At 53.5% G+C, this 25,606-nt stretch carries 23 protein-coding genes; 16 read left to right on the top strand and 7 right to left on the bottom strand.

Features of this window, described 5'->3' with window-relative positions; translation table 11 throughout:
* Positions 1–81 precede the first annotated feature (81 nt).
* Together psiF and adrA are read left to right on the top strand one after the other, a co-directional pair.
* A complete protein-coding gene (gene psiF / locus OGY37_RS16145) occupies positions 82–402 on the top strand; it encodes a phosphate starvation-inducible protein PsiF (RefSeq protein ID WP_003830956.1) in 321 nt (106 codons plus the stop codon).
* A 91-nt stretch (positions 403–493) separates the two neighbouring features.
* A complete protein-coding gene (adrA, locus tag OGY37_RS16150) occupies positions 494–1,609 on the top strand; it encodes a diguanylate cyclase AdrA (RefSeq protein WP_126319065.1) in 1,116 nt (371 codons plus the stop codon).
* A gap of 17 nt (positions 1,610–1,626) precedes the next feature.
* Here the strand turns inward: adrA and proC are convergent, their stop codons facing one another.
* Complete coding sequence (gene proC, locus OGY37_RS16155; RefSeq protein ID WP_286621241.1) at positions 1,627–2,436, bottom strand: pyrroline-5-carboxylate reductase; 810 nt, start codon at positions 2,434–2,436, stop codon at positions 1,627–1,629.
* Positions 2,437–2,625: 189 nt separating this feature from the next.
* Between proC and OGY37_RS16160 the strand changes: the two genes are divergently transcribed.
* The 5 genes from OGY37_RS16160 to ppnP all read left to right on the top strand — a co-directional run bounded on the left by OGY37_RS16160 (position 2,626) and on the right by ppnP (position 5,311).
* Positions 2,626–3,081 carry a YaiI/YqxD family protein gene (locus tag OGY37_RS16160; RefSeq protein WP_003830959.1) on the top strand — a complete coding sequence of 152 codons (456 nt, stop codon included), beginning with the start codon at positions 2,626–2,628 and terminating at the stop codon, positions 3,079–3,081.
* Positions 3,082–3,267: 186 nt separating this feature from the next.
* Positions 3,268–3,813: a shikimate kinase AroL gene (gene aroL / locus OGY37_RS16165; protein WP_003830960.1), complete on the top strand. Its 546-nt coding sequence runs from the start codon at positions 3,268–3,270 to the stop codon at positions 3,811–3,813.
* A gap of 26 nt (positions 3,814–3,839) precedes the next feature.
* Positions 3,840–4,031 (top strand): protein YaiA, encoded by a 192-nt coding sequence (yaiA, locus tag OGY37_RS16170; RefSeq protein ID WP_003021472.1) that lies wholly within the window; start codon positions 3,840–3,842, stop codon positions 4,029–4,031.
* Between the two features lie 246 nt (positions 4,032–4,277).
* Positions 4,278–4,955 carry an AroM family protein gene (locus tag OGY37_RS16175; protein WP_003830963.1) on the top strand — a complete coding sequence of 226 codons (678 nt, stop codon included), beginning with the start codon at positions 4,278–4,280 and terminating at the stop codon, positions 4,953–4,955.
* A 71-nt stretch (positions 4,956–5,026) separates the two neighbouring features.
* Complete coding sequence (gene ppnP / locus OGY37_RS16180; protein WP_003021477.1) at positions 5,027–5,311, top strand: pyrimidine/purine nucleoside phosphorylase; 285 nt, start codon at positions 5,027–5,029, stop codon at positions 5,309–5,311.
* A 50-nt stretch (positions 5,312–5,361) separates the two neighbouring features.
* On the opposite strand, the gene rdgC is transcribed toward ppnP, so the two are convergent.
* Complete coding sequence (gene rdgC / locus OGY37_RS16185; protein ID WP_003021479.1) at positions 5,362–6,273, bottom strand: recombination-associated protein RdgC; 912 nt, start codon at positions 6,271–6,273, stop codon at positions 5,362–5,364.
* Between the two features lie 91 nt (positions 6,274–6,364).
* On the opposite strand from rdgC, the gene mak reads away from it, so the two are divergent.
* Positions 6,365–7,273, top strand: coding sequence for a fructokinase (gene mak, locus OGY37_RS16190; RefSeq protein ID WP_063941294.1), 909 nt, complete (start codon positions 6,365–6,367; stop codon positions 7,271–7,273).
* 27 nt (positions 7,274–7,300) lie between these two features.
* On the opposite strand, the gene araJ is transcribed toward mak, so the two are convergent.
* The 3 genes from araJ to sbcD form a co-directional block, all read right to left on the bottom strand.
* Positions 7,301–8,473, bottom strand: coding sequence for an MFS transporter AraJ (gene araJ, locus OGY37_RS16195; RefSeq protein WP_148362692.1), 1,173 nt, complete (start codon positions 8,471–8,473; stop codon positions 7,301–7,303).
* Between the two features lie 192 nt (positions 8,474–8,665).
* On the bottom strand, positions 8,666–11,809 hold the full coding sequence (sbcC, locus tag OGY37_RS16200; RefSeq protein ID WP_286621243.1) for an exonuclease subunit SbcC: 3,144 nt from the start codon (positions 11,807–11,809) through the stop codon (positions 8,666–8,668).
* The gene (sbcD, locus tag OGY37_RS16205; RefSeq protein ID WP_126955932.1) at positions 11,806–13,008 is read right to left on the bottom strand and encodes an exonuclease subunit SbcD; all 1,203 of its coding nucleotides are present in this window, start codon (positions 13,006–13,008) and stop codon (positions 11,806–11,808) included. Before sbcD ends, sbcC begins: the two co-directional genes overlap by 4 nt.
* A gap of 190 nt (positions 13,009–13,198) precedes the next feature.
* On the opposite strand from sbcD, the gene phoB reads away from it, so the two are divergent.
* The 5 genes from phoB (at position 13,199) to malZ (ending at position 20,370) form a co-directional block, all read left to right on the top strand.
* Positions 13,199–13,888: a phosphate response regulator transcription factor PhoB gene (gene phoB / locus OGY37_RS16210; RefSeq protein WP_003021496.1), complete on the top strand. Its 690-nt coding sequence runs from the start codon at positions 13,199–13,201 to the stop codon at positions 13,886–13,888.
* Positions 13,889–13,938: 50 nt separating this feature from the next.
* A complete protein-coding gene (phoR, locus tag OGY37_RS16215; protein WP_286621245.1) occupies positions 13,939–15,234 on the top strand; it encodes a phosphate regulon sensor histidine kinase PhoR in 1,296 nt (431 codons plus the stop codon).
* A gap of 405 nt (positions 15,235–15,639) precedes the next feature.
* On the top strand, positions 15,640–16,959 hold the full coding sequence (brnQ, locus tag OGY37_RS16220; RefSeq protein ID WP_003021501.1) for a branched-chain amino acid transporter carrier protein BrnQ: 1,320 nt from the start codon (positions 15,640–15,642) through the stop codon (positions 16,957–16,959).
* A gap of 81 nt (positions 16,960–17,040) precedes the next feature.
* Positions 17,041–18,414 (top strand): proline-specific permease ProY, encoded by a 1,374-nt coding sequence (gene proY, locus OGY37_RS16225; RefSeq protein WP_003021504.1) that lies wholly within the window; start codon positions 17,041–17,043, stop codon positions 18,412–18,414.
* A gap of 138 nt (positions 18,415–18,552) precedes the next feature.
* On the top strand, positions 18,553–20,370 hold the full coding sequence (malZ, locus tag OGY37_RS16230; protein WP_286621246.1) for a maltodextrin glucosidase: 1,818 nt from the start codon (positions 18,553–18,555) through the stop codon (positions 20,368–20,370).
* Here the strand turns inward: malZ and OGY37_RS16235 are convergent.
* On the bottom strand, positions 20,364–21,266 hold the full coding sequence (locus OGY37_RS16235) for a LysR family transcriptional regulator (protein WP_166465383.1): 903 nt from the start codon (positions 21,264–21,266) through the stop codon (positions 20,364–20,366). The genes malZ and OGY37_RS16235 overlap by 7 nt on opposite strands.
* Positions 21,267–21,539: 273 nt before the next feature.
* On the opposite strand from OGY37_RS16235, the gene OGY37_RS16240 reads away from it, so the two are divergent.
* The 3 genes from OGY37_RS16240 to OGY37_RS16250 all read left to right on the top strand — a co-directional run bounded on the left by OGY37_RS16240 (position 21,540) and on the right by OGY37_RS16250 (position 24,790).
* Complete coding sequence (locus tag OGY37_RS16240; protein ID WP_003830974.1) at positions 21,540–22,181, top strand: hydrolase; 642 nt, start codon at positions 21,540–21,542, stop codon at positions 22,179–22,181.
* A 173-nt stretch (positions 22,182–22,354) separates the two neighbouring features.
* Entirely contained in the window at positions 22,355–22,900 is a 546-nt protein-coding gene (locus tag OGY37_RS16245; RefSeq protein ID WP_003830975.1) for an antibiotic biosynthesis monooxygenase, read from the top strand.
* A gap of 21 nt (positions 22,901–22,921) precedes the next feature.
* On the top strand, positions 22,922–24,790 hold the full coding sequence (locus OGY37_RS16250) for an amidohydrolase (RefSeq protein WP_286621248.1): 1,869 nt from the start codon (positions 22,922–22,924) through the stop codon (positions 24,788–24,790).
* A gap of 121 nt (positions 24,791–24,911) precedes the next feature.
* On the opposite strand, the gene OGY37_RS16255 is transcribed toward OGY37_RS16250, so the two are convergent.
* Positions 24,912–25,514, bottom strand: a complete 603-nt coding sequence (locus OGY37_RS16255; RefSeq protein WP_003021524.1) for a peroxiredoxin — start codon at positions 25,512–25,514, stop codon at positions 24,912–24,914.
* Positions 25,515–25,606 lie beyond the last annotated feature (92 nt).

A 25,606-nucleotide genomic window follows, 5' to 3' on the forward strand; every position in this document is an offset into this window, starting at 1 on the left:
AATACTTTTGCCGTTGGGTGGTATTTTTATCGTTAGCAGCCAAACTTACCTGTGTGTCGTCGTTCAGAAAAGGATGGTGCTATGAAAATTACATTATTAATGACGTTACTCTTTGGCCTTATTTTTTTAACTACAGTCGGTGCTGCCGAGAAGACGTTAACCCCGCAACAACAGCGTATGACCACCTGCAATCAGCAGGCAACGGCGCAGACCTTAAAAGGGGATGCGCGTAAGACCTACATGAGTGATTGCCTGAAAAACAGTAAATCTGCGCCTGAGGAAAAGAGCCTGACGCCGCAGCAGCAGAAAATGCGTGAATGCAACGTCAAGGCGACGGAACAGTCGCTGAAAGGCGATGATCGTAATAAGTTTATGAGCGCTTGCCTGAAAAAATCTGCTTAGCACTTCCGGGTGAGCAGGTAAAATCGCTCACCCGAAATATCATACTTCCGCCACCAGACCCCTTCCTATAATTTGGGAAATTTGTTTCAGAATATTCCCAAATACGATGAATGATGAAAACTTTTATCAAAAGAAGGTCGTCCCGAATGAAGCATTTATATTGCTTCATCAAAATGACCACCAACGTTCCGGTCTGCGATTTGCCCGACGAATCAGGCTGCCGCGAGCGGTGGGACTGGGGGGAATGTTTTTCCCTATCGCGTCGGTATTAGTTTCTCAGCCAATAACCGGAGGCTGGTGGCTTTTGCTGGTGGGATGGGCGTTTGTCTGGCCGCATCTGGCATGGCAATTGGCAAGTAAAGCTATCGATCCACTACATAGCGAATATACCAACTTAAAAGCCGATGCCATCCTCGCCGGGATGTGGATGGGGATTATGGGGATAAACTTGCTGCCATCCACGGCGCTGTTGATGATTATCTGTATCAACCTGATGGGCGCAGGGGGGATGCGCGTCTTCATCGCGGGCGCCGTGTTGATGGTGGTTTCCTGCCTGGTGACGTTACAGTTAACGGATATCCCCGTAGCTTTTAGCAGTACGCAACTGGGCGTGCTGCTGTCGCTGCCGGTGTTAGTGGTTTACCCGTTGCTGTTTGCCTGGGTGAGTTATAAGACGCTTATCAGGCTGGCAGAACATAAACGTCGCTTACAGGTGATGAGTACGCGAGATGGCATGACCGGGGTGTATAACCGACGCCATTGGGAACTGTTGCTGCGAAATGAATTTGATAATTGCCGCCGCCATCAGCGTGACGCCACGCTCCTTATCATCGATATCGACCATTTTAAGAGTATCAATGATACCTGGGGTCATGACGTCGGGGATCAGGCTATTGTGGCACTGACCCGCCAGTTACAGATGACCTTACGCGGTAGCGATGTGATTGGTCGCTTTGGCGGTGATGAGTTTGCGGTAATCATGTGTGGCACGTCAGCGAGCAGCGCGATTGCAGCGATGTCACGTGTTCACGAACGGCTTACCCAACTGCGTTTATCCTGCGCGCCGCAGGTTGACCTGCGCATTAGCGTGGGTGTTGCGCCGCTGACGTCTGAAACTGAACACTATCGAGAATGGTTAAAATCAGCAGATATGGCTCTCTACAAAGCAAAGAATTCCGGACGTAACCGCACTGAAGCGGCGGCCTGACGTCCGGCGGTGTTAACTCAGGAGCGGCTGAGTTTTTCCGACTGCTCCATGCACTTAATCATCGCTTCAATCACCGATGAACGGAAACCGCGTTCTTCCAGGACGCGTACCGCCTCAATGGTGGTTCCACCCGGCGAGCACACCATATCCTTTAATTCGCCTGGATGTTTACCCGTTTCCAGCACTATCTTCGCCGAACCCATTACCGCTTGTGCTGCAAATTTATAAGCCTGCGCGCGGGGCATCCCCCCCTGAACGGCGGCATCTGCCATCGCTTCGATAAACATAAATACATAGGCCGGTGCTGAACCGCTGACGCCAACGACCGGATGAATCATTGCCTCCGCAATGACTTCAGCTTCGCCAAAGCAGCGGAAGATATTGAGCACGTCGGCCGTATCTTCCGGCGTGACTAAGGCGTTTGGCGTGACGGAGGTCATTCCGGCGTTCACCAGCGATGGCGTGTTTGGCATCGCGCGAATGATTTTACGGTCATGACCCAGCGCGCGAGCGAGTTGATCGAGGGTGACGCCCGCGGCAATCGAGACGACAAGGGAGTCTTTGTTCAGGCTGGAGGTAATTTCGCTCAGCACCTTAATCATAATGCCTGGCTTTACGGCCCCAAAAACAATATCAGCGATCTGCGCGACTTCTTGTGCAGACTGCGCCGCATTAATGCCGTACTGGTCGTGTAGTGCGGCGACCTTATCGGGGGAAGGGGTGTAGACCCAGATTTGTCCGGGGAGAACCTGACCGCTGGCGATCATGCCGCCAAGAATGGCTTTGCCCATATTACCGCAGCCGATAAAACCAATTTTCTTGTCCATCTTGTCACTCCCTATGGATGATATTCATTGTTTTATACCCTAAATACTTCAAGTTACTTGAAGTATTTAGGGTAAATCTGGGAAAGGTAAGCTTAGCGCGGAATGAATATGTGCAGAAGGAGAAACAGCACTTTGCCTGAAAGTAAAAGCACGCGACAATGTGCGACAGCACACCAGTGGGGAGAAGTTATGACAATATGGGTGGATGCCGATGCGTGTCCGAATGTGATTAAAGACATTTTGTACCGCGCCTCTGAGCGCATGCAAATGCCGCTTGTTTTAGTGGCCAACCAAAGCCTGCGCGTCCCGCCTTCGCGTTTCATCAGCACATTACGTGTGCCTGCGGGATTTGACGTGGCTGATAACGAGATTGTGCGTCAGTGCAGCGCCGGTGATTTAGTGATAACGGCAGATATTCCGCTGGCGGCTGAAGTGATTGAAAAAGGTGCGGCGGCGCTTAACCCGCGTGGCGAACGTTATACCGACGCGACGATCCGTGAGCGTCTGATGATGCGTGATTTTATGGATACACTGCGTGCCAGCGGTATTCAGACCGGGGGGCCGGATAGCCTTTCGCCCCGCGACAGACAGCATTTTGCGGCTGAACTGGATAAGTGGTGGCTGGAAGTTCAGCGTAGAAAATAGAGTGTGTAATTTATTATTTACACTTTATTCATTGTGAATTCTTGTTATAGTAGGGGTTAACTCACCTCGCCATTCCTTCTGTAATTTTTTATTTACAGTTTTGGCGGTGTACTAGTTTGATGATATGATTATATTTTTAACCGCATCAGATCCCGCTTGTTGGCGGCTCTCTGGGGAAATTCTGTGATGACGCAACCTCTTTTTCTTGTTGGCCCCCGGGGGTGTGGTAAGACGACAACCGGTATGGCGCTGGCAAAGGCTATTGATTTCCAGTTCGTTGATACCGATCGCTGGTTGCAATCGCACGTGCAAATGACCGTGGCGGAAATCGTCGAAAGAGAAGGATGGGAAGGGTTTCGTGCCCAGGAAACGACCGCTCTGCAGGCTGTCACAGCTCCAGCAACGGTTGTTGCGACCGGCGGCGGTATCATTCTTACCGAGTTTAATCGCCGCTACATGCGCAGCCACGGCGTGGTTATCTATCTAAGCGCACCGGTATCGGTACTGGTTGATCGTCTGGAGGCCACGCCTGAAGAAGGATTACGACCGACTCTAACCGGCAAACCGTTGACCGAAGAGGTTCAGGAAGTGCTCGCCCAGCGCGATGTTTTGTATCGCGAGGCTGCGCACTATATCGTTGATGCCACCAATCCGCCTTCGCAGGTAGTGGAAGACATTCTTGGAATACTGGCGCAGGCAGCGCCACGGTTGCAGGGCGGTGTCTATACTTAATGTTCATCCAGTGAAAAGGAAGAACTATGCCGACACAACCACCTTACCCACGTCAAGCGACCATTGTTACGGTTGAAAAAGGGACGCCAGGCCAGACGGTAACCTGGTATCAACTTCGTGCCGATCACCCTAAACCGAATTCGTTGATCAGTGAGCATCCTTCAGCTCAGGAAGCGATGGATGCTAAAAAACGCTACGAAGACCCCGATAAAACCTGATATGAAGACCGCTCTGGCACGAGTCTTAAAAGTGCCAGTCCGGGCGTGCATCACATTATTTTAAATTTCGCCGTATACAGTAAAAATTGAAAATTAAACAATAACAATCCAGTACTGGAATGATCTGGAATCTTTACACAATACACCGCCGATCTACTGCTACGCTTTTGAGCATTTGTAGCACAGGTCAGCGCCCGGCACTTATCCGGGATTTCACAGCAAAGTAAGAAGACGGTGGAGCAACAAATGAGTACGTCGTTGGCTATCCTCACGATTGGCGTTGTGCCGATGTGTGAGATGTTACCGCTCCTGACGGAATATATTGATGAACAGCACATTACTCACCACAGTCTGCTGGGGCAGATGCAGCGAGAAGATGTGATGGCCGAGTACGGGGCTTCACCCGGTGACGAGCTGTTGTTAACACTGCTTAGCGACCACCAACTTGCTCATGTCTCACGTCAGAAAGTGGAACGCTCGCTGCAAAGCATTGTGGAGGTTCTCGATAATCAGGGATTTGATGTGATCCTGCTGATGAGTACCGCCTCAATCACCCGTCTGACCGCCCGCAATAGTATCTTGTTGGAACCCATACGCATTATTCCCCCGTTAGTGGCTTCAATTGTCGAAGGGCATCAGGTTGGGGTCATTGTACCTGTTGCTGAATTGCTCAAAGCCCAGACACAAAAGTGGCAGGTGTTACAAACTCCGCCAGTGTACGCCGTGGCGAATCCAGTAGAAGGTTCCGAACAACAGCTGATTGATGCCGGGAAATATCTCCTTGAGCAAGGTGCTGATGTTCTTATGCTGGACTGCCTGGGGTTTCATCAACGTCATCGTGATTTACTGCAAAAGTCGCTGGATGTCCCGGTTCTGTTGTCCAATGTGTTGATTGCTCGACTGGCTTCGGAATTGCTGGCGTAATTTTGCGTGACAGGTGGAACGTCAGCCCCCTATATTGGTTCCTAACTTAATCACGAGATAGGGCCAGTTGTATGCTTCAAAGTAATGAATACTTTTCCGGCAAAGTAAAATCGATCGGTTTTACCAGCAGCAGTACTGGCCGCGCCAGTGTAGGTGTGATGGCTGAAGGTGAATATACCTTTGGTACTGCGGCGCCTGAAGAGATGACGGTAGTTAGTGGCGCACTGAACGTGCTGCTGCCAGGGGAAACCGAGTGGAAAGTGTATGCCGCAGGAGACGTGTTTAACGTACCGGGCAACAGCGAGTTTCATCTGCAGGTAGCAGAGCCAACATCCTATCTTTGCCGTTACCTGTAAGCGTAAAAATGATGAATGGCGATATTGAGTCGCCATTCGCTAAACACGGCTTAACGTTGCGCTTCGCCGCCTAATCCTTCCACCAGACTTTTAATCAGCGCCGCCAGTTCACCTGTCATCAGGATGAAATCGGCATCAAAACGCTGAGCATAATCTTCGCGGTCGATATCTTCATTCTGATCGCGCAGCTCGTCGCTGAACTTCAGGCGCTTAATGGAGCCGTCGTCACACATAACGAACTGAATGCGCTGCTGCCAGTCAAGGGCCAGCTTGGTGACCAGTTTGCCCGCTTCGATATGCACGGCGATTTCGTCGCAGACCAGATCCTGCTTTTTCGCGCGGATCACACCGCCGTCTTCAAGGATCGCTTTCAGTTCAGCTTCATCCAGCAGTTGGAAGCCCTGCGCCGTGGTGCCGGAGCGAACCCATTCGGTCAGCGTCAGCTCAATAGGGTTTTCCATCGTCAACGGAACGACCGGCAGCGAACCGAGACTCTTACGCAGCAGCGCCAGCGTATCTTCGGCTTTCTTCGCGCTCGCACAATCAACCATGATCAGATCGTTGACGGTATCGATCCACATCATTGTCTGGCTGAAGCGGCTAAAGGCGCGCGGCAGCAATGAGTGCAGAACTTCATCTTTCAGCGAGTCTTTTTCGGTCTTCTTAAGTTTGCGACCTTGCTCAGCTTCCAGTTTGAATATTTTGGCTTCCAGCGCCTGTTTGATAACCGGCGACGGCAGAATTTTTTCTTCTTTGCGGGCGCAGATAATAATTTGGCCATTGGCGGTATGCGTTAATGCATCGCTGTGCGATCCCATCGGCGGAACCCAGCCCATTTTTGCCATATCCTGGCTACCGCAAGGGGTGAACGTCATTGATGCCAGCTGTTTTTCCATCTCTTCGGCTCGCAAAGAAACATCGCGGCTAAGACGGTAAACCATTAAATTTTTGAACCACAGCATGATAATTTCCACGGCCTTGTCGTTAAATCCAGCGGGCATGATAGCGAATTGTCGCTATGCTTGCATTGTTAATCGGGAAGAGGAGCAAACAGTGCGTATAGGTATCGATTTGGGCGGTACGAAAACGGAAGTTATTGCGCTTGGCGATGCGGGCGAGCAGCTTTTTCGCCATCGCCTGCCCACGCCGCGTGATGATTATCGGCAAACGATAGAAACCATCGCCACGCTGGTGGAGATGGCGGAAAACGCCACCGGGCAGACGGGAACCGTGGGAATGGGCATTCCAGGTTCAATCTCGCCCTACACCGGGGTGGTAAAGAATGCCAACTCGACCTGGCTTAACGGACAACCTTTTGACAAAGACCTGAGTTCGCGTCTGAATCGCGAAGTGCGGTTGGCAAATGATGCCAACTGTCTGGCGGTTTCAGAAGCGGTGGATGGTGCGGCGGCGGGGGCGCAAACCGTGTTTGCGGTGATTATCGGCACTGGATGTGGCGCAGGCGTGGCACTGAATGGTCGGGCGCACACCGGCGGCAACGGTACCGCAGGGGAGTGGGGGCATAATCCGCTGCCGTGGATGGACGAAGATGAGCTGCGTTTTCGACAGGAAGTCCCCTGTTATTGTGGCAAGCAAGGCTGCATTGAAACCTTCATTTCCGGGACCGGTTTTGCCACCGACTACCAGCGTCTGAGCGGTAAGAAGCTCAAAGGTAATGAAATTATCAGCCTTGTTAATGCGCAGGATGCTCTTGCGGAGCAAGCGTTGAGCCGCTATGAGCGTCGTCTGGCGAAATCACTGGCTCATGTGGTGAATATTCTCGATCCGGACGTCATTGTGCTGGGTGGCGGAATGAGCAATGTCGACCGACTGTATCAAAACGTTCCGACGTTGATTAAGCAGTTTGTCTTTGGTGGCGAGTGCGAAACGCCTCTACGCAAGGCGCTACACGGGGATTCCAGCGGTGTACGCGGTGCGGCCTGGCTGTGGCCGCAGGAGTAATGTTCGCGTAGCCGGGTAGCGCAGATGCTATCCGGCAGCGTGTGTCATCTGGGGGACTGCGCGCTTCAGGCGACCGTACAGCAACAGTGACGACATCGCAGAAAATGACAGCAGTGCCGCCGGCAGTGTCACGTAGTTGTAGGCAAAGCCCAGCGTCAGCATCATGCCACCGCAATAAGCGCCAATCGCGCTGCCGAGGTTAAAGGCAATTTGCCCGCCAGCCGCACCCAGCAGCTCCCCTCCTTTAGCATTTTGCAGCAGTAAAATTTGCAGCGGCGCCGACAGGGCAAACAGGCCCGCGCAGCAAATAAAGGCGAAGGTCAGCGACGCGACTTTGATCCCGCCAAAGGCAAAGAGCAACAGCAGAGCCAGCACAATCACGAAGTCGGTTATCACCGCAATGCGCAGCGGCGTATAGCGACCAGACAGCCGACCGCTCAGCAGATTTCCCAACACCATTCCTAATCCTACCAGCATCATGATGAAGGTCATCAGCGATTCGGAGAAGCCGGAGATATACATCATGTACGGTTTGACGTAGCTGAACCAGGCGAAAACCCCGGCGTTACCGAACATGGTGGCGGAGAAAATGAGCCACGGGGCGGGGCTTTTCAAAAAGTGAAATTGTTCGCGCAGTTTTCCTTTTGCTTCATCGCTGATGTTGGGTACCCAAAAAGCGACCGAGACCATCACGGCGATATTAAAGACGGCAATCAGCAGGAACGTATAGCGCCAGCTAAATTCCTGACTCAGCCAGGTGCCGAAAGGAATGCCAACCAGATTGGCAACGGTCATCCCAGAAATCATACCCGCGACGGCGGCGGTGACTTTTCCCGGACGGGCGAGCTTCGACAGGATTATTGCGCCAACGCCAAAAAACGCACCATGCGGGAAGCCGGAGACCAGCCTGCCTACCGCCAGCATAAAATAGGAGGAGGAGAGGGTGAAGATGGCGTTGCCAATCACACACAGTGTGACCAGAAACAGCAGAATATGCTTGAGTGAAAAACGGCTGGAAAAGAGCGCAATAATGGGTGCGCCCAGCACCACGCCAAAGGCGTAAAACGAAATCATATGGCCAGCGGCAGGAATAGAAATTCCCACGTCCCGCGCCAGTTCGGTGAGTACACCCATGATGCCAAACTCGGCCATGCCCAGCCCAAATGTTCCCAGCGCTAAAGAGAAAATGACTTTTTTCATACCACCTGCCAACAAGAAAGACGCAGGATATGCGTCATAGCGGCGAACGTTCGCCGCCAATAGCGATAGCTTGCGGATAAGCGAAGTGGAATGCCATTTCATATCCGTCCCTGAGTATGCAATATTGTGCTACATAGAGTGCCGGATGGCGCTAGCGCTTATCCGGCCTGTGACACCACATCCGCTGGTCGATTACTCCACCGCAAACATCTTGTCGAGTTTGCTGTAGCCCAGACCGTTGATTTTTTTCACCTTGATCTGCACCGGAATGCGTTCTTTCATTGCTTCGACGTGGCTGATGACGCCAATGGTTTTACCGGTAGCGTTGAGCGCATCCAGCGCGTCCAGAGCGGTATCCAGCGTTTCACTGTCCAGCGTGCCGAAGCCTTCGTCGAGGAACAGGGAGTCAATTCGTGTTTTGTGGCTGACCAGATCGGATAATGCCAGCGCCAGCGCCAGACTCACCAGGAAGCTCTCGCCGCCGGAAAGCGTACGCGTGTCACGCACCGCATCGGCCTGCCAGGTATCAACCACTTCCAGCTCTAACGCTTCGCTGGCCTTGCGCTGCAACAAATAGCGACCGTGCAGACGAGTCAACTGGTTGTTGGCAAGCCAGACGAGGTTATCCAGCGTCAGCCCCTGGGCAAATTTGCGGAATTTATCTCCCTCTTTCGAGCCGATCAGCGCATTCAGATACCCCCAGTCTTCGACCTGCTGCGCGACTTTTTCAATCTCCTGCATCAGCGCCTGCTGCTGCTGGCGGTTTTCAGCATCTTGCTTAAGCTGTTGGCGAATTTCGCCCTGACGAGTCGTGTTATCGCGTAGCAACTGGGTGAGCTGCGCCAGCGCGTCGTGTAGATGTTGTGCGGTAAGCGAGAGATCTACCCCGGTTGGTTGCTGCTGTTGATGAGTCGTCAGCGCCTGCTGGGCCTGATTAAGCAGCGTTTGCGCCTGTTGTTGCTGGCTTTCCAGCGATTGCTTCAACTGCTCAAGACGGTTGAAAGTCTCTTCATCCAGCAGGGCGGCAATAAAGGCGTCACGATTGTCAAAGATGCTGGCCTGCAATGCGGAATCAAACTGCGCCTGAATGTCTGCGGCGCGCTGAACGTCCTGCGCCTCCTGCTGTTGCAAGGTTTGCCACTGTCCCTGTAAAGAGAGGCAATCGTCGTGCACCTGCCGCCAGTTTTCCAGCGACAAATCCTCAATGTCTTCAGAAAGCGCCTCGGTTTCTGGCAGCGTTTCCAGCAGCGGCGCAAGCTGGGCAATCCGGGCCTGTAACTCGGTCAGTTCATTCTGGCGCTGTTGCCACATTTGCGCTTCGTTCGCCCGTTCGCTTAGCCATGAGGCAACGTTATCCTCGGGCGGAAGGGCCAGACCATGACGGGAAAGCTCGGCGGTTAGCGTCGCCTGGCGCTGGTCAATATGCTGCTGGAGCTGGGTAATCTGCTCGGTATGGGCTGCGATTTGCGCCTGCAGGGTATGACGCAGGCTCAACTGGTGAAGCTGTTGTTCGTGCTCTTCCTGAGCGGCCAGCCACGGGGCGATGTCATCCTGCGGTTGTAGCGTGACGTTGAGGCTGGCGGTGACGGTCAGCCACTCTTGAGTAAGTGCTTGCTCCTCCTGAGAAAGCGTCTGTGCTTCGCGTTCATCCCGCTGAAGTTGCTGCGTTATCGCCTCAAGCTGGCCGCGTAACGTTGAACCCTCATCGGCCAGCGTTTTGACCTCTTTTTCCAGCGCTTCACGCCGCGTCTGATTCACGCTCAGTTCGAGCGTTTGATAGCGTTCAATCGCCGGATGTGCGGTGGAGCCGCATAGCGGGCAAGGCATGCCGGATTGCAATAATGCCCGTTGGCTTTCCAGATCTTTGATGCGGGCTTCCTGCTCGCAAATGACTTTTACATCGGTAAGTTGCTGATTTTTATCTTTATAGTGCTGACGTTTTTCGGCAAGCACCGCGTTGCGCTGAGTTAGCTCTTGCTGACGCTGTACAAGCGTGGCGCGTAACTGTGCCAGTTGCTTTTGCTTCGGGGCGATTTGCCCGTGCAGATTGCTCAGCCGCTGGCGTAGCGGACGAAGCTGCACATGTTGTGCCAACGCATCCGTTACCTCCTGCGGCGAAAGGGTCAGCGCGGGAAGCGTTAGTGCATTGAGCTTACGGGTGTCGTTCTCCCGCAACTGCTGCCACTGGCGTAGCTGGGCGCTGGCGTCGGACTGTTGCGCCAGAAGCGCTTTCCATCCTGCCAGTTCGCTACTCCATAAGCGGAAGCGGTCATGTTCGTTCAGCCAGGCGGTTAACGTCTGTTGTTCGGCGAGTATCGCGGTCGATTGCGTGTGCGCCTGCTGACGGATGCGCCCGCGCAGCGCTAAGCTGCTTTGTAAGCGAGTATTCACTTCCTGAATCTTCTGGCGCGTACGCTCGATAGTAGCCGTTTGTTCCTGGATTCGCTCCCAGTGAGGGCGCAATGCTCTGGCTGGCTGCGCCAGGCTCAGCGCTGCCAGCTGCGGCTGCGCGTCTTCTTGCGCCTGAAGTGCTGCCTGTAATGCCTGCTGGTGGCGGTTTATGTCCGTCTGAAGCTCATTTTGCCGAATAAGCCAGTTGAGGTGCTGTTGCTGGGTTTGTTGGCTGGTAAGGTATTGTTTTTCTTCGTCAGTAAGTACCTGCAAACTTTCCGTCAGGGACTGCACCTGCTCTGGTGCTAACAGCGCCACGCCGCTGGCCTGGGCCTGCAGTTTTTCCAGCTCCGTACGCGCCGACTTGTGCTTTTCAAACACCATGGCGGAGATTTGGCCGTAGATCTCAGTACCAGTTAACTCTTCCAGCAGCTCGGCGCGCTCTTTCGGTTTGGCATTAAGAAAGGCGGCAAACTGCCCCTGAGACAGCAGCATCGAACGGGTAAAACGCCCGTAATCCAGCCCGGTAAGCTCGGCTGTCATCTCCAGCTTGTCTTTGACTTTATCGGCGAGGATTTTACCGTCAGCGCAGCGGGCCAGCTCTACGCGCGGGACCTGCAGGTTGCCCTCAGGCTGGTTGCGTGCCCGGTTCTGACTCCAGAATGCGCGGTAGGCTTCGCCGCGCACCTCAAAATCGACCTCGGCCAGACACTCCGCGGTGTCGCGGGTCATCAGGTCATTTTGCGACTGTGACACGGTATTCAGGCGTGGCGTTTCGTGGTACAGGGCGAGGCATATCGCGTCCAGCAGGGTGGTTTTCCCCGCGCCCGTTGGCCCGGTGATGGCGAACAACCCGTTGCTGGCAAAAGGTTCTGCCGTGAAATCGACTTTCCATTCTCCCTTAAGGGAGTTGAGGTTCTTCAGGCGCAGGCTGAGAATTTTCATGCTTCACTCTCCCCTGCAAGCGTGTGTAAGGTTGCGCTAAACAGCTGATTCAACCGCTCGCGCTGAGGCTCTTCGAGCTCTTCCAGCGCCAGGCGGCGGTCAAAAACTTCCGTTACGCTTAGCTCGCTTAACGTTTCGCGTCGTTCACTGGCCATAATACGTTCACGTTGTTCCCGACTGCGGCGCACCAATAACACCTCGACCGGTAAATCTTCGGTTAAGGCCTGGATCTTACGTTGCATGTCATGCAGATAGTCGTCGGTGGTGATTTCAATATCCAGCCATATCGGCGGCTCTTGTGGTACGTTACGCCACTGTTCAAGCTGGGTGGTAATGGCAGCTAAATCGCCTTTCAGTACCGCAAGCGGCTGGGTGACCGGTACGGTGAGATTTTCAACGGCGCTGAGTTTCCCCGCTTCAAAGCTCACCAGATGTACACATTTGTTTTTGCCGCACTCGTCAAAACTGAGGGCAATCGGTGAACCGCAGTAGCGAATATGGTCCGTCCCGCCGATAACCTGCGCCCGGTGAATATGCCCCAGTGCGATGTAGTCCGCGGGTGGAAAGTTTTGCGCCGGAAAGGCGTCCAGCGTACCGATATAAATGTCACGTACGGCGTCACTTTTACTGGCGCCAACGGTGGTCAAATGCCCGGTCGCAATGATGGGCAGGTTTCGATCGCCACGCAGCGTGCAGGCGTCCTGATACTGCTGCTGGTAATAGTCGGTGATCGCCCCCAGCAGATGCTGCTGTTTTTCTTGTCCGGTTAGCCCAGCCTGGCTGGTAATGATGTCACGTGGTCGTAAGAAAGGAACCGGACACAGGATCGCTCCCGGCGTGCCATCACGTTGCGGCAGTACCTGCGGCGCATGGCCGGCGCTGGCAACGACCGTGGTGTTGAGAAACGCCAGAATATCGCGGGATTCATTGAGCGTGGCGACGGAATCGTGGTTGCCTGCCAGCACCACCAGATGACAGCCAGTTTGCTGCAGATTGACGACAAAACGGTTATACAGCTCACGGGCGTAGCTTGGCGGTGAGCCGGTATCGAAAATATCACCCGCCACAATAATGGCATCCACCTGCTGGGATTGTGCCGTCTCCAGCAGCCAGTCGAGAAAGGCCTGATGTTCAGCGGCGCGGCTCTTGCTGTAGAAATTTTGGCCCAGATGCCAGTCAGACGTGTGAAGGATGCGCATAAGAGTTCCATGACGATAAAACAGTGGCGGGGATTATAACCTTTCAAGGACGGTAATATCTTGTCTCCGGGCTGTCATAATTCGTCTGGCTGCGTTAAACCTGGACTATCTTTTCATAAATCTGTCATAAAACTGACGCATAATGGCACCGTATTGATGGCAAACGATTTAATTATAAACAGGGCAAATCATGGCGAGACGTATTCTGGTCGTAGAAGATGAAGCTCCAATTCGTGAAATGGTCTGCTTCGTGCTCGAGCAAAACGGTTTTCAACCCGTAGAAGCCGAAGACTATGACAGTGCTGTGAACCAACTCAATGAACCCTGGCCGGATCTCGTCCTGCTTGACTGGATGCTTCCCGGCGGCTCGGGTCTACAGTTTATTAAGCATCTCAAGCGCGAAGCCATGACACGGGACATACCCGTGATGATGCTGACGGCGAGGGGAGAAGAGGAAGATCGCGTCCGGGGTCTGGAAACCGGTGCGGATGACTATATTACCAAGCCGTTTTCTCCCAAGGAGCTGGTGGCGCGTATTAAAGCTGTGCTGCGTCGAATTTCCCCCATGGCGGTGGAAGAGGTTATTGAGATGCAGGGGCTGAGTCTTGATCCCACTTCGCATCGCGTGATGACCGGCGAGGATCCGCTGGATATGGGGCCGACCGAATTCAAACTGTTGCACTTCTTTATGACTCACCCTGAGCGTGTCTACAGCCGTGAACAACTCCTCAATCATGTCTGGGGAACCAATGTCTACGTGGAAGACCGGACAGTGGATGTGCATATCCGCCGCTTACGTAAAGCGCTGGAGCACAGCGGACACGATCGTATGGTGCAGACGGTTCGCGGGACGGGATATCGTTTTTCGACCCGCTTCTGACTGACAAGAATCATGGCCTGATGGATTAGGCCGTAAATGGAGTAAGACGTTTGCTAGAACGATTGTCATGGAAAAGGTTGGTACTGGAGCTGATCCTGTGCTGCATACCGGCATTTATCCTTAGCGCTTTTTTCGGTTACCTGCCCTGGTTTTTACTGGCGTCGGTAACGGGCCTGCTTATCTGGCATTTCTGGAATCTATTACGTTTGTCCTGGTGGCTATGGGTCGACAGAAGCATGACGCCGCCGCCGGGGCGAGGCAGTTGGGAGCCGCTGTTATATGGGCTGCATCAAATGCAGCTTCGCAACAAAAAGCGCCGTCGAGAACTGGGTAACCTGATTAAACGTTTTCGCAGCGGGGCGGAATCGCTACCCGACGCGGTGGTGTTGACCACCGAAGAAGGCGGTATCTTCTGGTGTAACGGACTGGCTCAGCAGGTTCTGGGACTGCGCTGGCCGGACGATAGCGGGCAAAATATTCTTAACCTGCTTCGCTATCCGGAATTCACACAATATCTGAAAACGCGCGACTTTAGCCGGCCTATCAATCTGGTGCTCAATACCGGACGGCATCTGGAAATTCGCGTGATGCCCTACACCGATAAGCAACTGCTGATGGTGGCGCGCGACGTTACCCAGATGCACCAACTTGAAGGTTCACGACGTAACTTTTTTGCCAACGCCAGCCATGAGCTGCGTACGCCGCTGACGGTGTTACAGGGTTACCTGGAAATGATGCAGGAGCATCCGCTGGAAGGGACGACGCGTGAAAAAGCGCTGCATACCATGCGTGAACAAACGTACCGCATGGAAGGACTGGTGAAACAGCTGCTGACGCTGTCAAAAATTGAGGCTGCACCGACGCTGCAACTGAATGAGAAGGTCGATGTACCCATGATGTTGCGCGTAGTTGAGCATGAAGCGCAGACGCTGAGCCAGCAAAAACATACGTTTACCTTTGATGTTGATAACAGCCTAAACGTGCGGGGTAACGAGGAACAGTTGCGTAGCGCTATCTCGAATCTCGTCTACAACGCAGTAAACCACACGCCTGCGGGAACGCACATTACCGTACGCTGGCAGCATGTGGCGTCGGGGGCGGAGTTTTGCGTGGAAGACAACGGTCCGGGCATTGCCCCCGAGCATATACCACGTTTGACCGAGCGTTTTTATCGTGTGGATAAGGCGAGATCGCGACAAACGGGCGGTAGCGGGCTGGGTCTGGCTATCGTGAAACATGCGCTGCATCATCACGACAGCCGTTTGAACATCGAAAGCGAACCAGGCAAAGTGACGCGATTTAGTTTCATGATCCCGGAACGTTTCATTGCCAAAAGTAACGGCTAAGACGTATTCGTAAGATAATCTTTCCAAAAGCCAGCGCAAGCTGGTTTTTTTTATGTGGTCAATAGATGCCTCCTGAATTTTACGATGTTTGATTGTTTTTTGTTCGAATTATTACCCATACCTTTTTCCATGAAATGGTTTTTTGTGCTAACCCTATTTTTCATATCGCTATATTGTTCTGGTTTTTGGATCCCACCTTGCTTTAAAACGTTATAAGCGTTTAAATTGCGCTCCAGGTGCTGTCATACCGACTGCATTTACGCGGTAAATCGAAAAACTATTCTTCGCCGCGCCAGGTCGGGAGTGTTTCCCGCTGGAATTGAGCAAAAATGCCGCTGTATTGTCCCCCAGGGAAAGGCAAAAATTTACTATTTTCAACACCACATCCACAGGCAGTAAGACTTTATGACCCATCAGTTAAAATCGCGCGATATTATCGCTTTGGGATTTATGACATTTGCACTGTTCGTTGGTGCAGGTAACATCATCTTCCCCCCAATGGTTGGTTTGCAGGCAGGTGAACACGTCTGGACTGCGGCTTTTGGCTTTTTGATTACCGCCGTTGGCCTGCCGGTACTTACCGTTGTCGCGCTGGCGAAAGTCGGCGGTGGTGTGGACCGACTGAGCACGCCTATCGGTAAAGTTGCCGGTCTGCTGCTGGCGACCGTTTGCTATCTGGCCGTTGGGCCGTTATTTGCTACCCCGCGTACCGCGACGGTCTCTTTCGAAGTCGGGATTGCACCGCTGACTGGTGACTCTGCGCTGCCGCTGTTTATCTATAGTGTTATCTATTTCGCGATTGTCATTCTGGTTTCGCTTTATCCAGGCAAACTGCTGGATACGGTGGGTAATTTCCTGGCACCGCTGAAAATCCTGGCGCTGGTGGTCCTGTCTGTCGCTGCAATCGTCTGGCCTGCAGGCCCGATCAGTAATGCGATGGAAGCCTATCAAACTGCGGCGTTTTCTAATGGCTTCGTGAACGGGTATCTGACCATGGATACGCTGGGCGCGATGGTGTTTGGTATTGTTATCGTTAACGCCGCTCGCTCGCGTGGTGTTACTGAAGCGCGTCTGCTGACCCGTTACACCGTTTGGGCGGGTTTAATGGCGGGTGTGGGCTTAACGCTGCTGTATCTCGCGCTGTTCCGTCTGGGTTCAGATAGCGCGATTCTGGTCGATCAGTCTGCTAACGGCGCGGCGATTCTGCATGCGTATGTTCAGCACACCTTTGGCGGTGCAGGAAGCTTCCTGCTGGCGGCGCTGATTTTCATCGCCTGTCTGGTCACCGCGGTTGGCCTGACCTGCGCCTGCGCAGAGTTCTTTGCCCAGTACGTTCCACTGTCTTATCGTACGCTGGTATTTATCCTCGGCGGCTTCTCGATGGTGGTTTCTAACCTGGGTCTGAGCCATCTGATTCAGATCTCTATTCCGGTGCTGACGGCTATCTATCCGCCATGTATCGCACTGGTTGTATTAAGCTTTACCCGCTCATGGTGGCATAATTCTTCCCGCGTCATTGCACCTGCGATGTTTATCAGCCTGATTTTTGGTATCCTTGATGGCATTAAAGCTTCTGCAATTGGCGACGTGTTACCGGCCTGGACCCAGCGTTTACCGCTGGCGGAGCAGGGGCTGGCGTGGTTGATGCCAACAGTCGTGATGGTGGTCCTGGCAGTTATCTGGGATCGCGCCGCGGGTCGACAAGTGACCTCCAGCGCACACTAATATCACTGACAATAAGTTTTAACCACGGGGCTATTAACATGGCCCCGTGGTTTTTTTATTGTGTTAACAGGTTAGGAATCGATGGAAAGTAATAACAAGCTAAAGCGTGGGCTGAGCACCCGGCACATCCGCTTTATGGCATTAGGTTCAGCAATTGGTACCGGGCTGTTTTACGGCTCGGCCGACGCCATCAAAATGGCGGGGCCAAGCGTGTTGCTGGCCTATATTATCGGCGGTGTCGCAGCGTACATTATTATGCGTGCGCTGGGCGAAATGTCTGTTCATAACCCGGCAGCCAGCTCCTTCTCGCGCTATGCGCAGGAAAACCTCGGACCGCTGGCAGGCTACATTACCGGCTGGACCTACTGTTTTGAAATCCTGATTGTCGCCATTGCCGACGTGACAGCCTTCGGCATATACATGGGCGTCTGGTTCCCGGCGGTACCGCACTGGATTTGGGTACTCAGCGTGGTGCTGATTATCTGCGCCATCAACCTGATGAGCGTGAAGGTGTTTGGTGAACTGGAGTTCTGGTTTTCGTTCTTCAAAGTCGCCACCATTATCATCATGATTGTTGCCGGTTTCGGTATCATCATTTGGGGGATTGGCAACGGCGGACAACCAACCGGTATCCATAACTTATGGAGCAACGGTGGCTTCTTCAGCAACGGCTGGCTCGGCATGGTGATGTCGCTGCAAATGGTGATGTTTGCCTATGGCGGGATTGAGATTATCGGGATTACCGCAGGCGAAGCCAAAGATCCGGAAAAATCTATTCCGCGCGCCATCAATTCCGTACCAATGCGTATCCTGGTGTTTTATGTGGGGACGCTGTTCGTCATTATGTCTATCTACCCGTGGAACCAGGTGGGTACCGACGGTAGCCCGTTCGTTATGACGTTCCAGCATATGGGTATTACCTTTGCTGCCGGGATCCTCAACTTTGTGGTTCTGACTGCGTCGCTGTCGGCTATTAACTCTGACGTCTTCGGTGTGGGGCGTATGCTGCACGGCATGGCGGAGCAGGGCAGTGCCCCGAAAATGTTCGCCAAGACGTCGCGTCGTGGTGTGCCGTGGGTGACGGTAATGGTGATGACTATCGCGCTGCTGTTTGCGGTGTATCTTAACTACATCATGCCGGAAAACGTCTTCCTGGTGATCGCCTCTTTGGCGACTTTCGCCACGGTATGGGTGTGGATTATGATCCTGTTGTCGCAGATTGCTTTCCGTCGTCGTCTGCCGCCGGAAGAGGTCAAAGCGCTGAAATTTAAAGTACCGGGTGGGGTAACGACGACTGTTGTTGGCCTAATTTTCCTGGTCTTTATCATCGCGCTCATAGGCTATCATCCGGATACCCGCATTTCGCTGTACGTCGGCTTTGCGTGGATTGTTCTGCTGCTGGTCGGCTGGGGATTCAAGCGCCGTCGCGAGCGCCAACTGGCTGAAGCACAGTAATATTTTTGCCGGGTAGCTTTGCGTTACCCGGCAATTTTCTCCTCCCCCGAACTCCTCCCCCAATAAACGTTAAGATGATGAGTGATCCTGCACTTCGCTATGGCAAGGTGACGTCATTATCATCAAAGGGGATACGTGATGTTGAACGCCTGGCACCTTCCGGTTGCCCCATTTGTTAAGCAAAACAAAGATCAACTGACGATTACATTATGGTTGGCGGGGGAAAATCCACCCCAGCGGGTGACGCTACGCGCAGAAAACGATAACGAAGAGATTTCGCTGGCTATGCACAAGCAGCGCAGCCAGCCGCAGCCGGGCGTGACCGCGTGGCGAGCGGCGATCGATCTCTCCAGCGGGCAGCCTCGTCGACGCTATAGTTTTAAATTACTTTGGCCCGATCGTCAGCTGTGGTTCACCCCGCAGGGATTCGGCCGTTTTCCGCCTGCGCGTCTGGAGCAGTTTGCGGTTGATGTGCCGGATAACGGTCCGCAGTGGGTTGCCGATCAGATTTTCTATCAAATTTTCCCGGACCGTTTTGCCCGCAGCCAGTCGCGTGAAGCGGGCCAGGATAACGTCTATTACCACCACGCCGCCGGACACGACATCTTACGGCGCGAATGGGACGAACCGCTTACGGCTCTGGCCGGTGGCTCCACGTTCTATGGCGGTGATTTGGACGGCATCAGCGAAAAGCTACCGTACCTGAAAACGTTAGGGGTCACGGCGCTGTACCTGAATCCTGTATTTACCGCCCCGAGCGTGCATAAATACGATACCGAAGATTACCGTCATGTTGATCCGCAATTTGGCGGCGACAGGGCGCTACTGCGTCTGCGGCACAACACCCAACAGCAGGGCATGCGTCTGATTCTCGACGGCGTCTTTAACCATAGCGGCGATTCGCACGCCTGGTTTGACCGACATAATCGGGGGACGGACGGGGCGTGCCATAATCCAGAATCCCCCTGGCGCGACTGGTATCATTTCTCAGCCGACGGCGTTGCGCTCGACTGGCTGGGATATTCCAGCCTGCCCAAGCTGGACTTTTCTTCGGAAAGCCTGGTGAATGAAATTTATCGTGGTGAAGACAGTATCGTCCGCCACTGGCTGAAAGCGCCGTGGAGTATGGACGGCTGGCGTCTTGATGTGGTGCACATGCTGGGAGAGGCCGGAGGCGCACGTAACAACCTACAACATGTGGCCGGAATTACGCAGGCGGCAAAAGAAACCCAGCCAGAGGCGTATGTGGTGGGTGAGCATTTTGGCGATGCGCGCCAGTGGTTGCAGGCTGATGCAGAAGATGCCGCCATGAACTATCGCGGCTTTACTTTCCCCCTCTGGGGATTCCTCGCCAATACCGATATCTCATACGACCCGCAATCCATTGATGCCCAGACCTGTATGGCGTGGATGGATAACTACCGCGCGGGGTTGTCGCATCAGCAACAGCTGCGGATGTTTAATCAGCTCGACAGCCACGATACCGCCCGCTTTAAATCTCTGCTCGGTAAAGACGTCGCACGGTTACCGCTAGCGGTGGTATGGCTGTTTACCTGGCCTGGCGTGCCCTGTATTTACTACGGTGACGAAGTGGGGCTGGACGGGAACAACGATCCGTTTTGTCGCAAACCGTTCCCGTGGCAGCCTGAAAAACAGGACGCTACTCTGCTGGCGTTGTATCAGCGGCTGGCAAAATTACGCCACCAGAATCAGGCGCTTCGCCACGGTGGTTGCCAGGTGATTTACGCCGAGGATAACGTGGTGGTGTTTGTTCGCGTGCTAAACCGACAGCGCGTACTGGTGGCGATTAACCGTGGCCACGCTTGTGAAGTGGTCCTGCCAGCCTCGCCATTACTGAGCGTGAGTCAATGGCAGCACAAAGAGGGCAACGGCATGCTTGCCGACGATATCCTGACGCTGCCGGCGATTTCTGCCTCGGTATGGATAGGTCATTGATATAAGCGCGCAATCTCCGGGCTTGCCAGCAGCGTTTCCCGCCACCAACGCTGTGCCAGCCCATCGCGGTTATTGCGCCATGCCATATAAGCCACGTCTTTTTGGCGAAATGAGATAACCGTTTTTTCCACCAGCTCGCCCGCGGTAAGCCACGGGCTGGCAATATGGCGGGGGAGAAATCCGCAGCCCATACCGGCCCGCAGTAGCATCACCTTACTGTGGAAGTCATCGACGCGGATTTGCGCCTGTTCCTCCATCAGATTGGTTTGTAACGGATGGCAGAAGCGGGCGCTGTCGCTGATAACAATCGCGCGATGCAGGCATAACTGTTCGTTGGTCAGGCCGTCTGCTGCTGCGGCCAGCGGATGCTCAGGCGCAACGACAAACACATTGTCCAACGTGCCGAGCATTTTATAGGACCAGGCTGCAGACGTTGGCGGTTCATTAATTGCCCCCAGAATAATATCGGCTCCATTATGGGTCAGTTCCTCCCAGGAGCCCGCCAGCGTATGGTGGGTAAAACTGAGGCGAGTTTGCTTATTCAGCGCATGAAATTCATCGATAATGGGCAACAGCGCGGCGAAAGGGAAGGAGTCGTCCAGCGCAATTGCCAGCTCTTTTTCCCAGCCTGAACTCAGCTGTACCGCCTGTTTTTCGAGATCTTTTGCCGCATTCAGCAGCAAACGCCCTTTTTCCAGCATCATCTGTCCGGTATCGGTAAATTTTGCCCGGTGCCCGGAACGGTCAAGCAGCTCGATATTCAAATCGCTTTCCAGCTTCTGAATCATATAGCTGAGTGCGGCAGGGGTTTTAAACAGCGACTCGGCCGCTGCGGCAAATGAACCCTGTTTGTCGAGAGCGTCGAGAATAAGCAAAACATCCAGATTAATGCGCATAAGCAGAAAATATCCTGAAAATTAAACCCTTCTGTTGTACCGAATGAAGAAAAACAATGCCAGTGAATAAATTAGATGAGTCATGCGCATTTTTTTGATGTTGTTTAGGATATATCGCAACACAAAATTAATAGTTTCACAGGATGGTAAGTTTTCTTTAATAACTCGTTAGAAATTTCCCGCTATACTCAACAAGCTTTCTGATTCAGGATCCTGCTGCTGACGGCAGATACAGACCGTTGCCTTTTAACTTATTGATTAAGAAGGTGTGCTATGTCTATTCGGGAACTGATTGACCCTCAAAATTCTACGCTTATTTTTATTGATCATCAGCCGCAAATGTCATTCGGTGTGGCGAATATTGATCGCCAGACTTTAAAAAATAATACCGTGGCATTAGCGAAAACCGGGAAAATATTCAATGTTCCGGTGATTTATACTTCTGTAGAAACTAAAAGTTTTAGCGGATATATCTGGCCGGAATTGTTAGCGGTTCATCCTGATGTCAAACCCATTGAACGCACCTCAATGAACTCCTGGGAAGATACGGCGTTTGTGAAAGCGGTGGAAGCGACCGGGCGTAAAAAACTGATTATCTCCGCGCTGTGGACCGAAGTATGCCTGACTTTTCCAGCGCTGATGGCACTGGAGGCAGGCTATGAAGTTTATGTGGTAACGGATACCTCCGGCGGCACGTCCGTAGATGCTCATGAGCGTTCTATCGACCGCATGGTACAGGCTGGTGCCGTACCCGTAACCTGGCAACAGGTTCTTCTCGAGTACCAGCGCGACTGGTCCCGCAAAGAAACCTACGACGCCGTAATGGATCTGGTACGCGAGCACAGCGGTGCCTACGGTATGGGCGTGGATTATGCCTATACCATGGTGCATGGCGCGCCGGAACGTAAAGCTTAAATACACGTCATCCTTCATGTTGCATCTTTGTTGGCTTCGCTTGCGTCCCCCGGTCACTTACTTATGTAAGCTCCCGGGGATCCACAACCTTGCCGCCTCGATGCACCATGAATGATTTTGTGTATTACTTTCCAGGCCTAAGCGGCCTGTTTCCTGTCAACAAGGAACCCTTCATGGCGCAGAACAAACATGTGACGTTGGTAATTACTCACACTCTGCTACCTGAGCAGGCGCAGCGGTATGAGCAGTGGCTGGGGAAAATCATGCCTGTAGCGGCTGAATTTCCCGGTCATCTCGGGGCGAACGTGATTCGCCCAGCAGATGGCAACAACCTGTGGAACATCATTATCCGCTTCGACACGCTTGAGCATCTGTATAGCTGGACCCAGTCCGATACGCGCCGCGTGTTGGTCGAAGAGATTGCTCCACTGCTGGCTGAAGGTGACAAAACCGAAATTCGCACCGAAGCAGCATTCTGGTTTACGCCACCCGCGCCCCATGTACGACAGCCCAAACGCTGGAAACAGTTTCTGATAACCCTGCTGGTGATATTTCCAAGCACCAATCTGGTGCCGTGGTTGACCGGCATTGTGCTGCCTGCAATGAAGGGCTCGTTACTCCTGCATCTCATTAATGATGCCTTTGTGGTTGCGCTGGTGGTCTGGTTCTGGATGCCCATCGTAACCCGTCTGTTTGCCGGATGGCTGAAAAAAGCCTGACCGGTATCTCAGGAGATTGTTATGTCTCAAACTGCCACACTGATTCTGACTCACGGAAAAATTCATACTCTCGACAGACAAAGTCCTCAGGTCGAGGCGGTGGCGATCGCCAACGGAAAGATTCTGGCGACCGGTAGCCACGAACGGGTAATGAGCTTTGCCGCTGAAGGGACGCAGGTTATCGATCTGCAAGGGTATACGGTGATCCCTGGCCTGAACGATTCGCACCTGCACCTTATTCGTGGTGGACTGAATTACAACCTGGAATTGCGTTGGGAGGGCGTGCCGTCACTGGCGGACGCGCTACGCATGCTCAAAGACCAGGCTGACAGAACGCCGTCGCCACAATGGGTACGCGTGGTGGGCGGCTGGAGTGAATTCCAGTTTGCCGAACGTCGCATGCCAACCCTCGAAGAACTGAATGAAGCCGCTCCTGATACTCCGGTTTTTGTTCTGCATCTCTACGACCGGGCTTTGCTCAACCGCGCCGCGCTGAAAGCGGTTGGCTATACCAAAGCGACGCCGGAACCGGCGGGCGGTGAGATTGTGCGTGATAGCAACGGCAACCCGACCGGAATGCTGATCGCTAAACCGAATGCGATGATCCTTTACTCGACGCTAGCAAAGGGACCAAAACTGCCGCTGGAAATGCAGGTTAACTCGACCCGTCAGTTTATGCGCGAGCTGAACCGTCTGGGACTGACCAGCGCCATCGATGCGGGCGGCGGGTTCCAGAACTACCCGGAAGATTACGAGATCATTGAGCAGTTACACGCCAACAAACAGATGACGGTGCGTATTGCCTACAACCTGTTTACCCAGCGTCCGAAGCAGGAACTGGAAGACTTTGAACGCTGGACCGATATGCTCAAGCCAGGGCAGGGAACCGACTTCTATCGTGCCAATGGGGCAGGGGAAATGCTGGTTTTCTCGGCCGCGGATTTTGAAGACTTCCTCCAGCCACGCCCGGATCTGCCGGAAGGTATGGAAGATGAGCTGGAGCGCGTGGTGCGACACCTGGTTGAGCACCGCTGGCCGTTCCGCTTGCATGCTACCTACGATGAATCCATCAGCCGAATGCTGGACGTGTTTGAGAAAGTTAATCGTGATATCCCGTTCAATGGCCTGCACTGGTTCTTCGATCACGCCGAAACAATTACCGAACGGAACATAGAGCGTGTAAAAGCTCTGGGCGGCGGGATTGCGGTCCAGCACCGTATGGCGTTCCAGGGAGAGTATTTTGTCGATCGCTACGGCAAAGACGCGGTTAAACATACGCCGCCGGTGGCGAAAATGCTGGCGGCTGACGTTCCGGTCGGGCTGGGGACTGACGCCACCCGCGTGGCCAGCTACAACCCGTGGACCGCGCTGTACTGGCTGGTTTCGGGCCGTACCGTTGGCGGGATGGCAATGTACGATGATAACAATCGCCTGCCACGCGATGTGGCACTGGAACTGTGGACGGCCGGTAGCGCCTGGTTCTCCAGCGAACAGGGTAAGAAAGGGCGCATCGAGAAAGATCAACTGGCCGACCTGGTGGTGCTGTCCAAAGATTACTTCAGCGTGCCGGAAGAAGAGATTAAAGGTATTGAGTCGGTAATGACCATTGTTGATGGCAAAGTGGTTTACGCCGCCGGGCATTTCACCCCGCTGGCACCACCTGCTATTCCGGTTGTGCCGGACTGGTCGCCGGTAGTGAAGGTGCCGGGGCACTATCGCTCAGCGCCACCTGCTGCGGCGAAAATTGGCGCAATGGTGCAGATGCACCAGTGCTGCGGTAGCTGCGGTGTACACGGTCACCAGCATGATATTGCGCGGAAATCGGGGATTCCGGTGTCAGATGACCGGGCTTTCTGGGGCGCGCTTGGCTGCTCCTGCTTCGCGTTTTAATTGTGGTTTGGATAAGCGTATCGTCACTGGCGATACTAACGGAAAGTGACGCAATCGCTTATCTGATCTGCGAACAATAAAAAAGGCCCGCATTTGCGGGCCTTTCGTCGATTCATGCCAATTACAGGCTGGAAACGTTCTCGGTCAGGTATTTTGCCACGCCGTCCGGAGACGCGTTCATACCTTCTTTACCTTTTTCCCACTGTGCCGGGCAAACGTCGCCGTGCTCTTCGTGGAACTGCAGCGCGTCAACCATGCGCAGCATTTCGTCGATGTTACGACCCAGCGGCAGATCGTTAACCACCTGGTGGCGAACAACGCCGTTAGCGTCGATCAGGAAAGAACCGCGCAGCGCAACGCCCGCTTCCGGGTGCTCAATGCCGTAGGCTTTCTGGATTTCGCGTTTAATGTCAGCAACCATTGCGTATTTCACTGCACCGATGCCGCCTTTGTCGACAGGGGTGTTACGCCATGCGTTGTGGACAAATTCAGAGTCGAAGGAAACGCCAACAACTTCAACGCCGCGCTTCTGGAATTCTTCGTAACGTTTGTCGAATGCGATCAGTTCAGATGGGCAAACGAAGGTGAAGTCCATCGGCCAGAAGAACAGAACGGTGGTTTTACCGTTGGTATGCTGTTTGAAGTTGAAGTTTTCAACGATCTCACCGCTACCCAGTACCGCAGCTGCTGTGAAATCCGGAGCCTGACGAGTTACCAGTACCATATAATTCTCCTGCAAAGTTAAGGGGTTTTTGGAACGCAACGCGGGCCAGTATAGAGAGTGTTCGGGAATAAGACAAAGAGGCGCTGGCAATC

The sequence above is a fragment of the Citrobacter sp. Cpo030 genome, from assembly GCF_030333005.1.
GTDB classification, from domain to species: Bacteria; Pseudomonadota; Gammaproteobacteria; order Enterobacterales; family Enterobacteriaceae; genus Citrobacter; species Citrobacter portucalensis.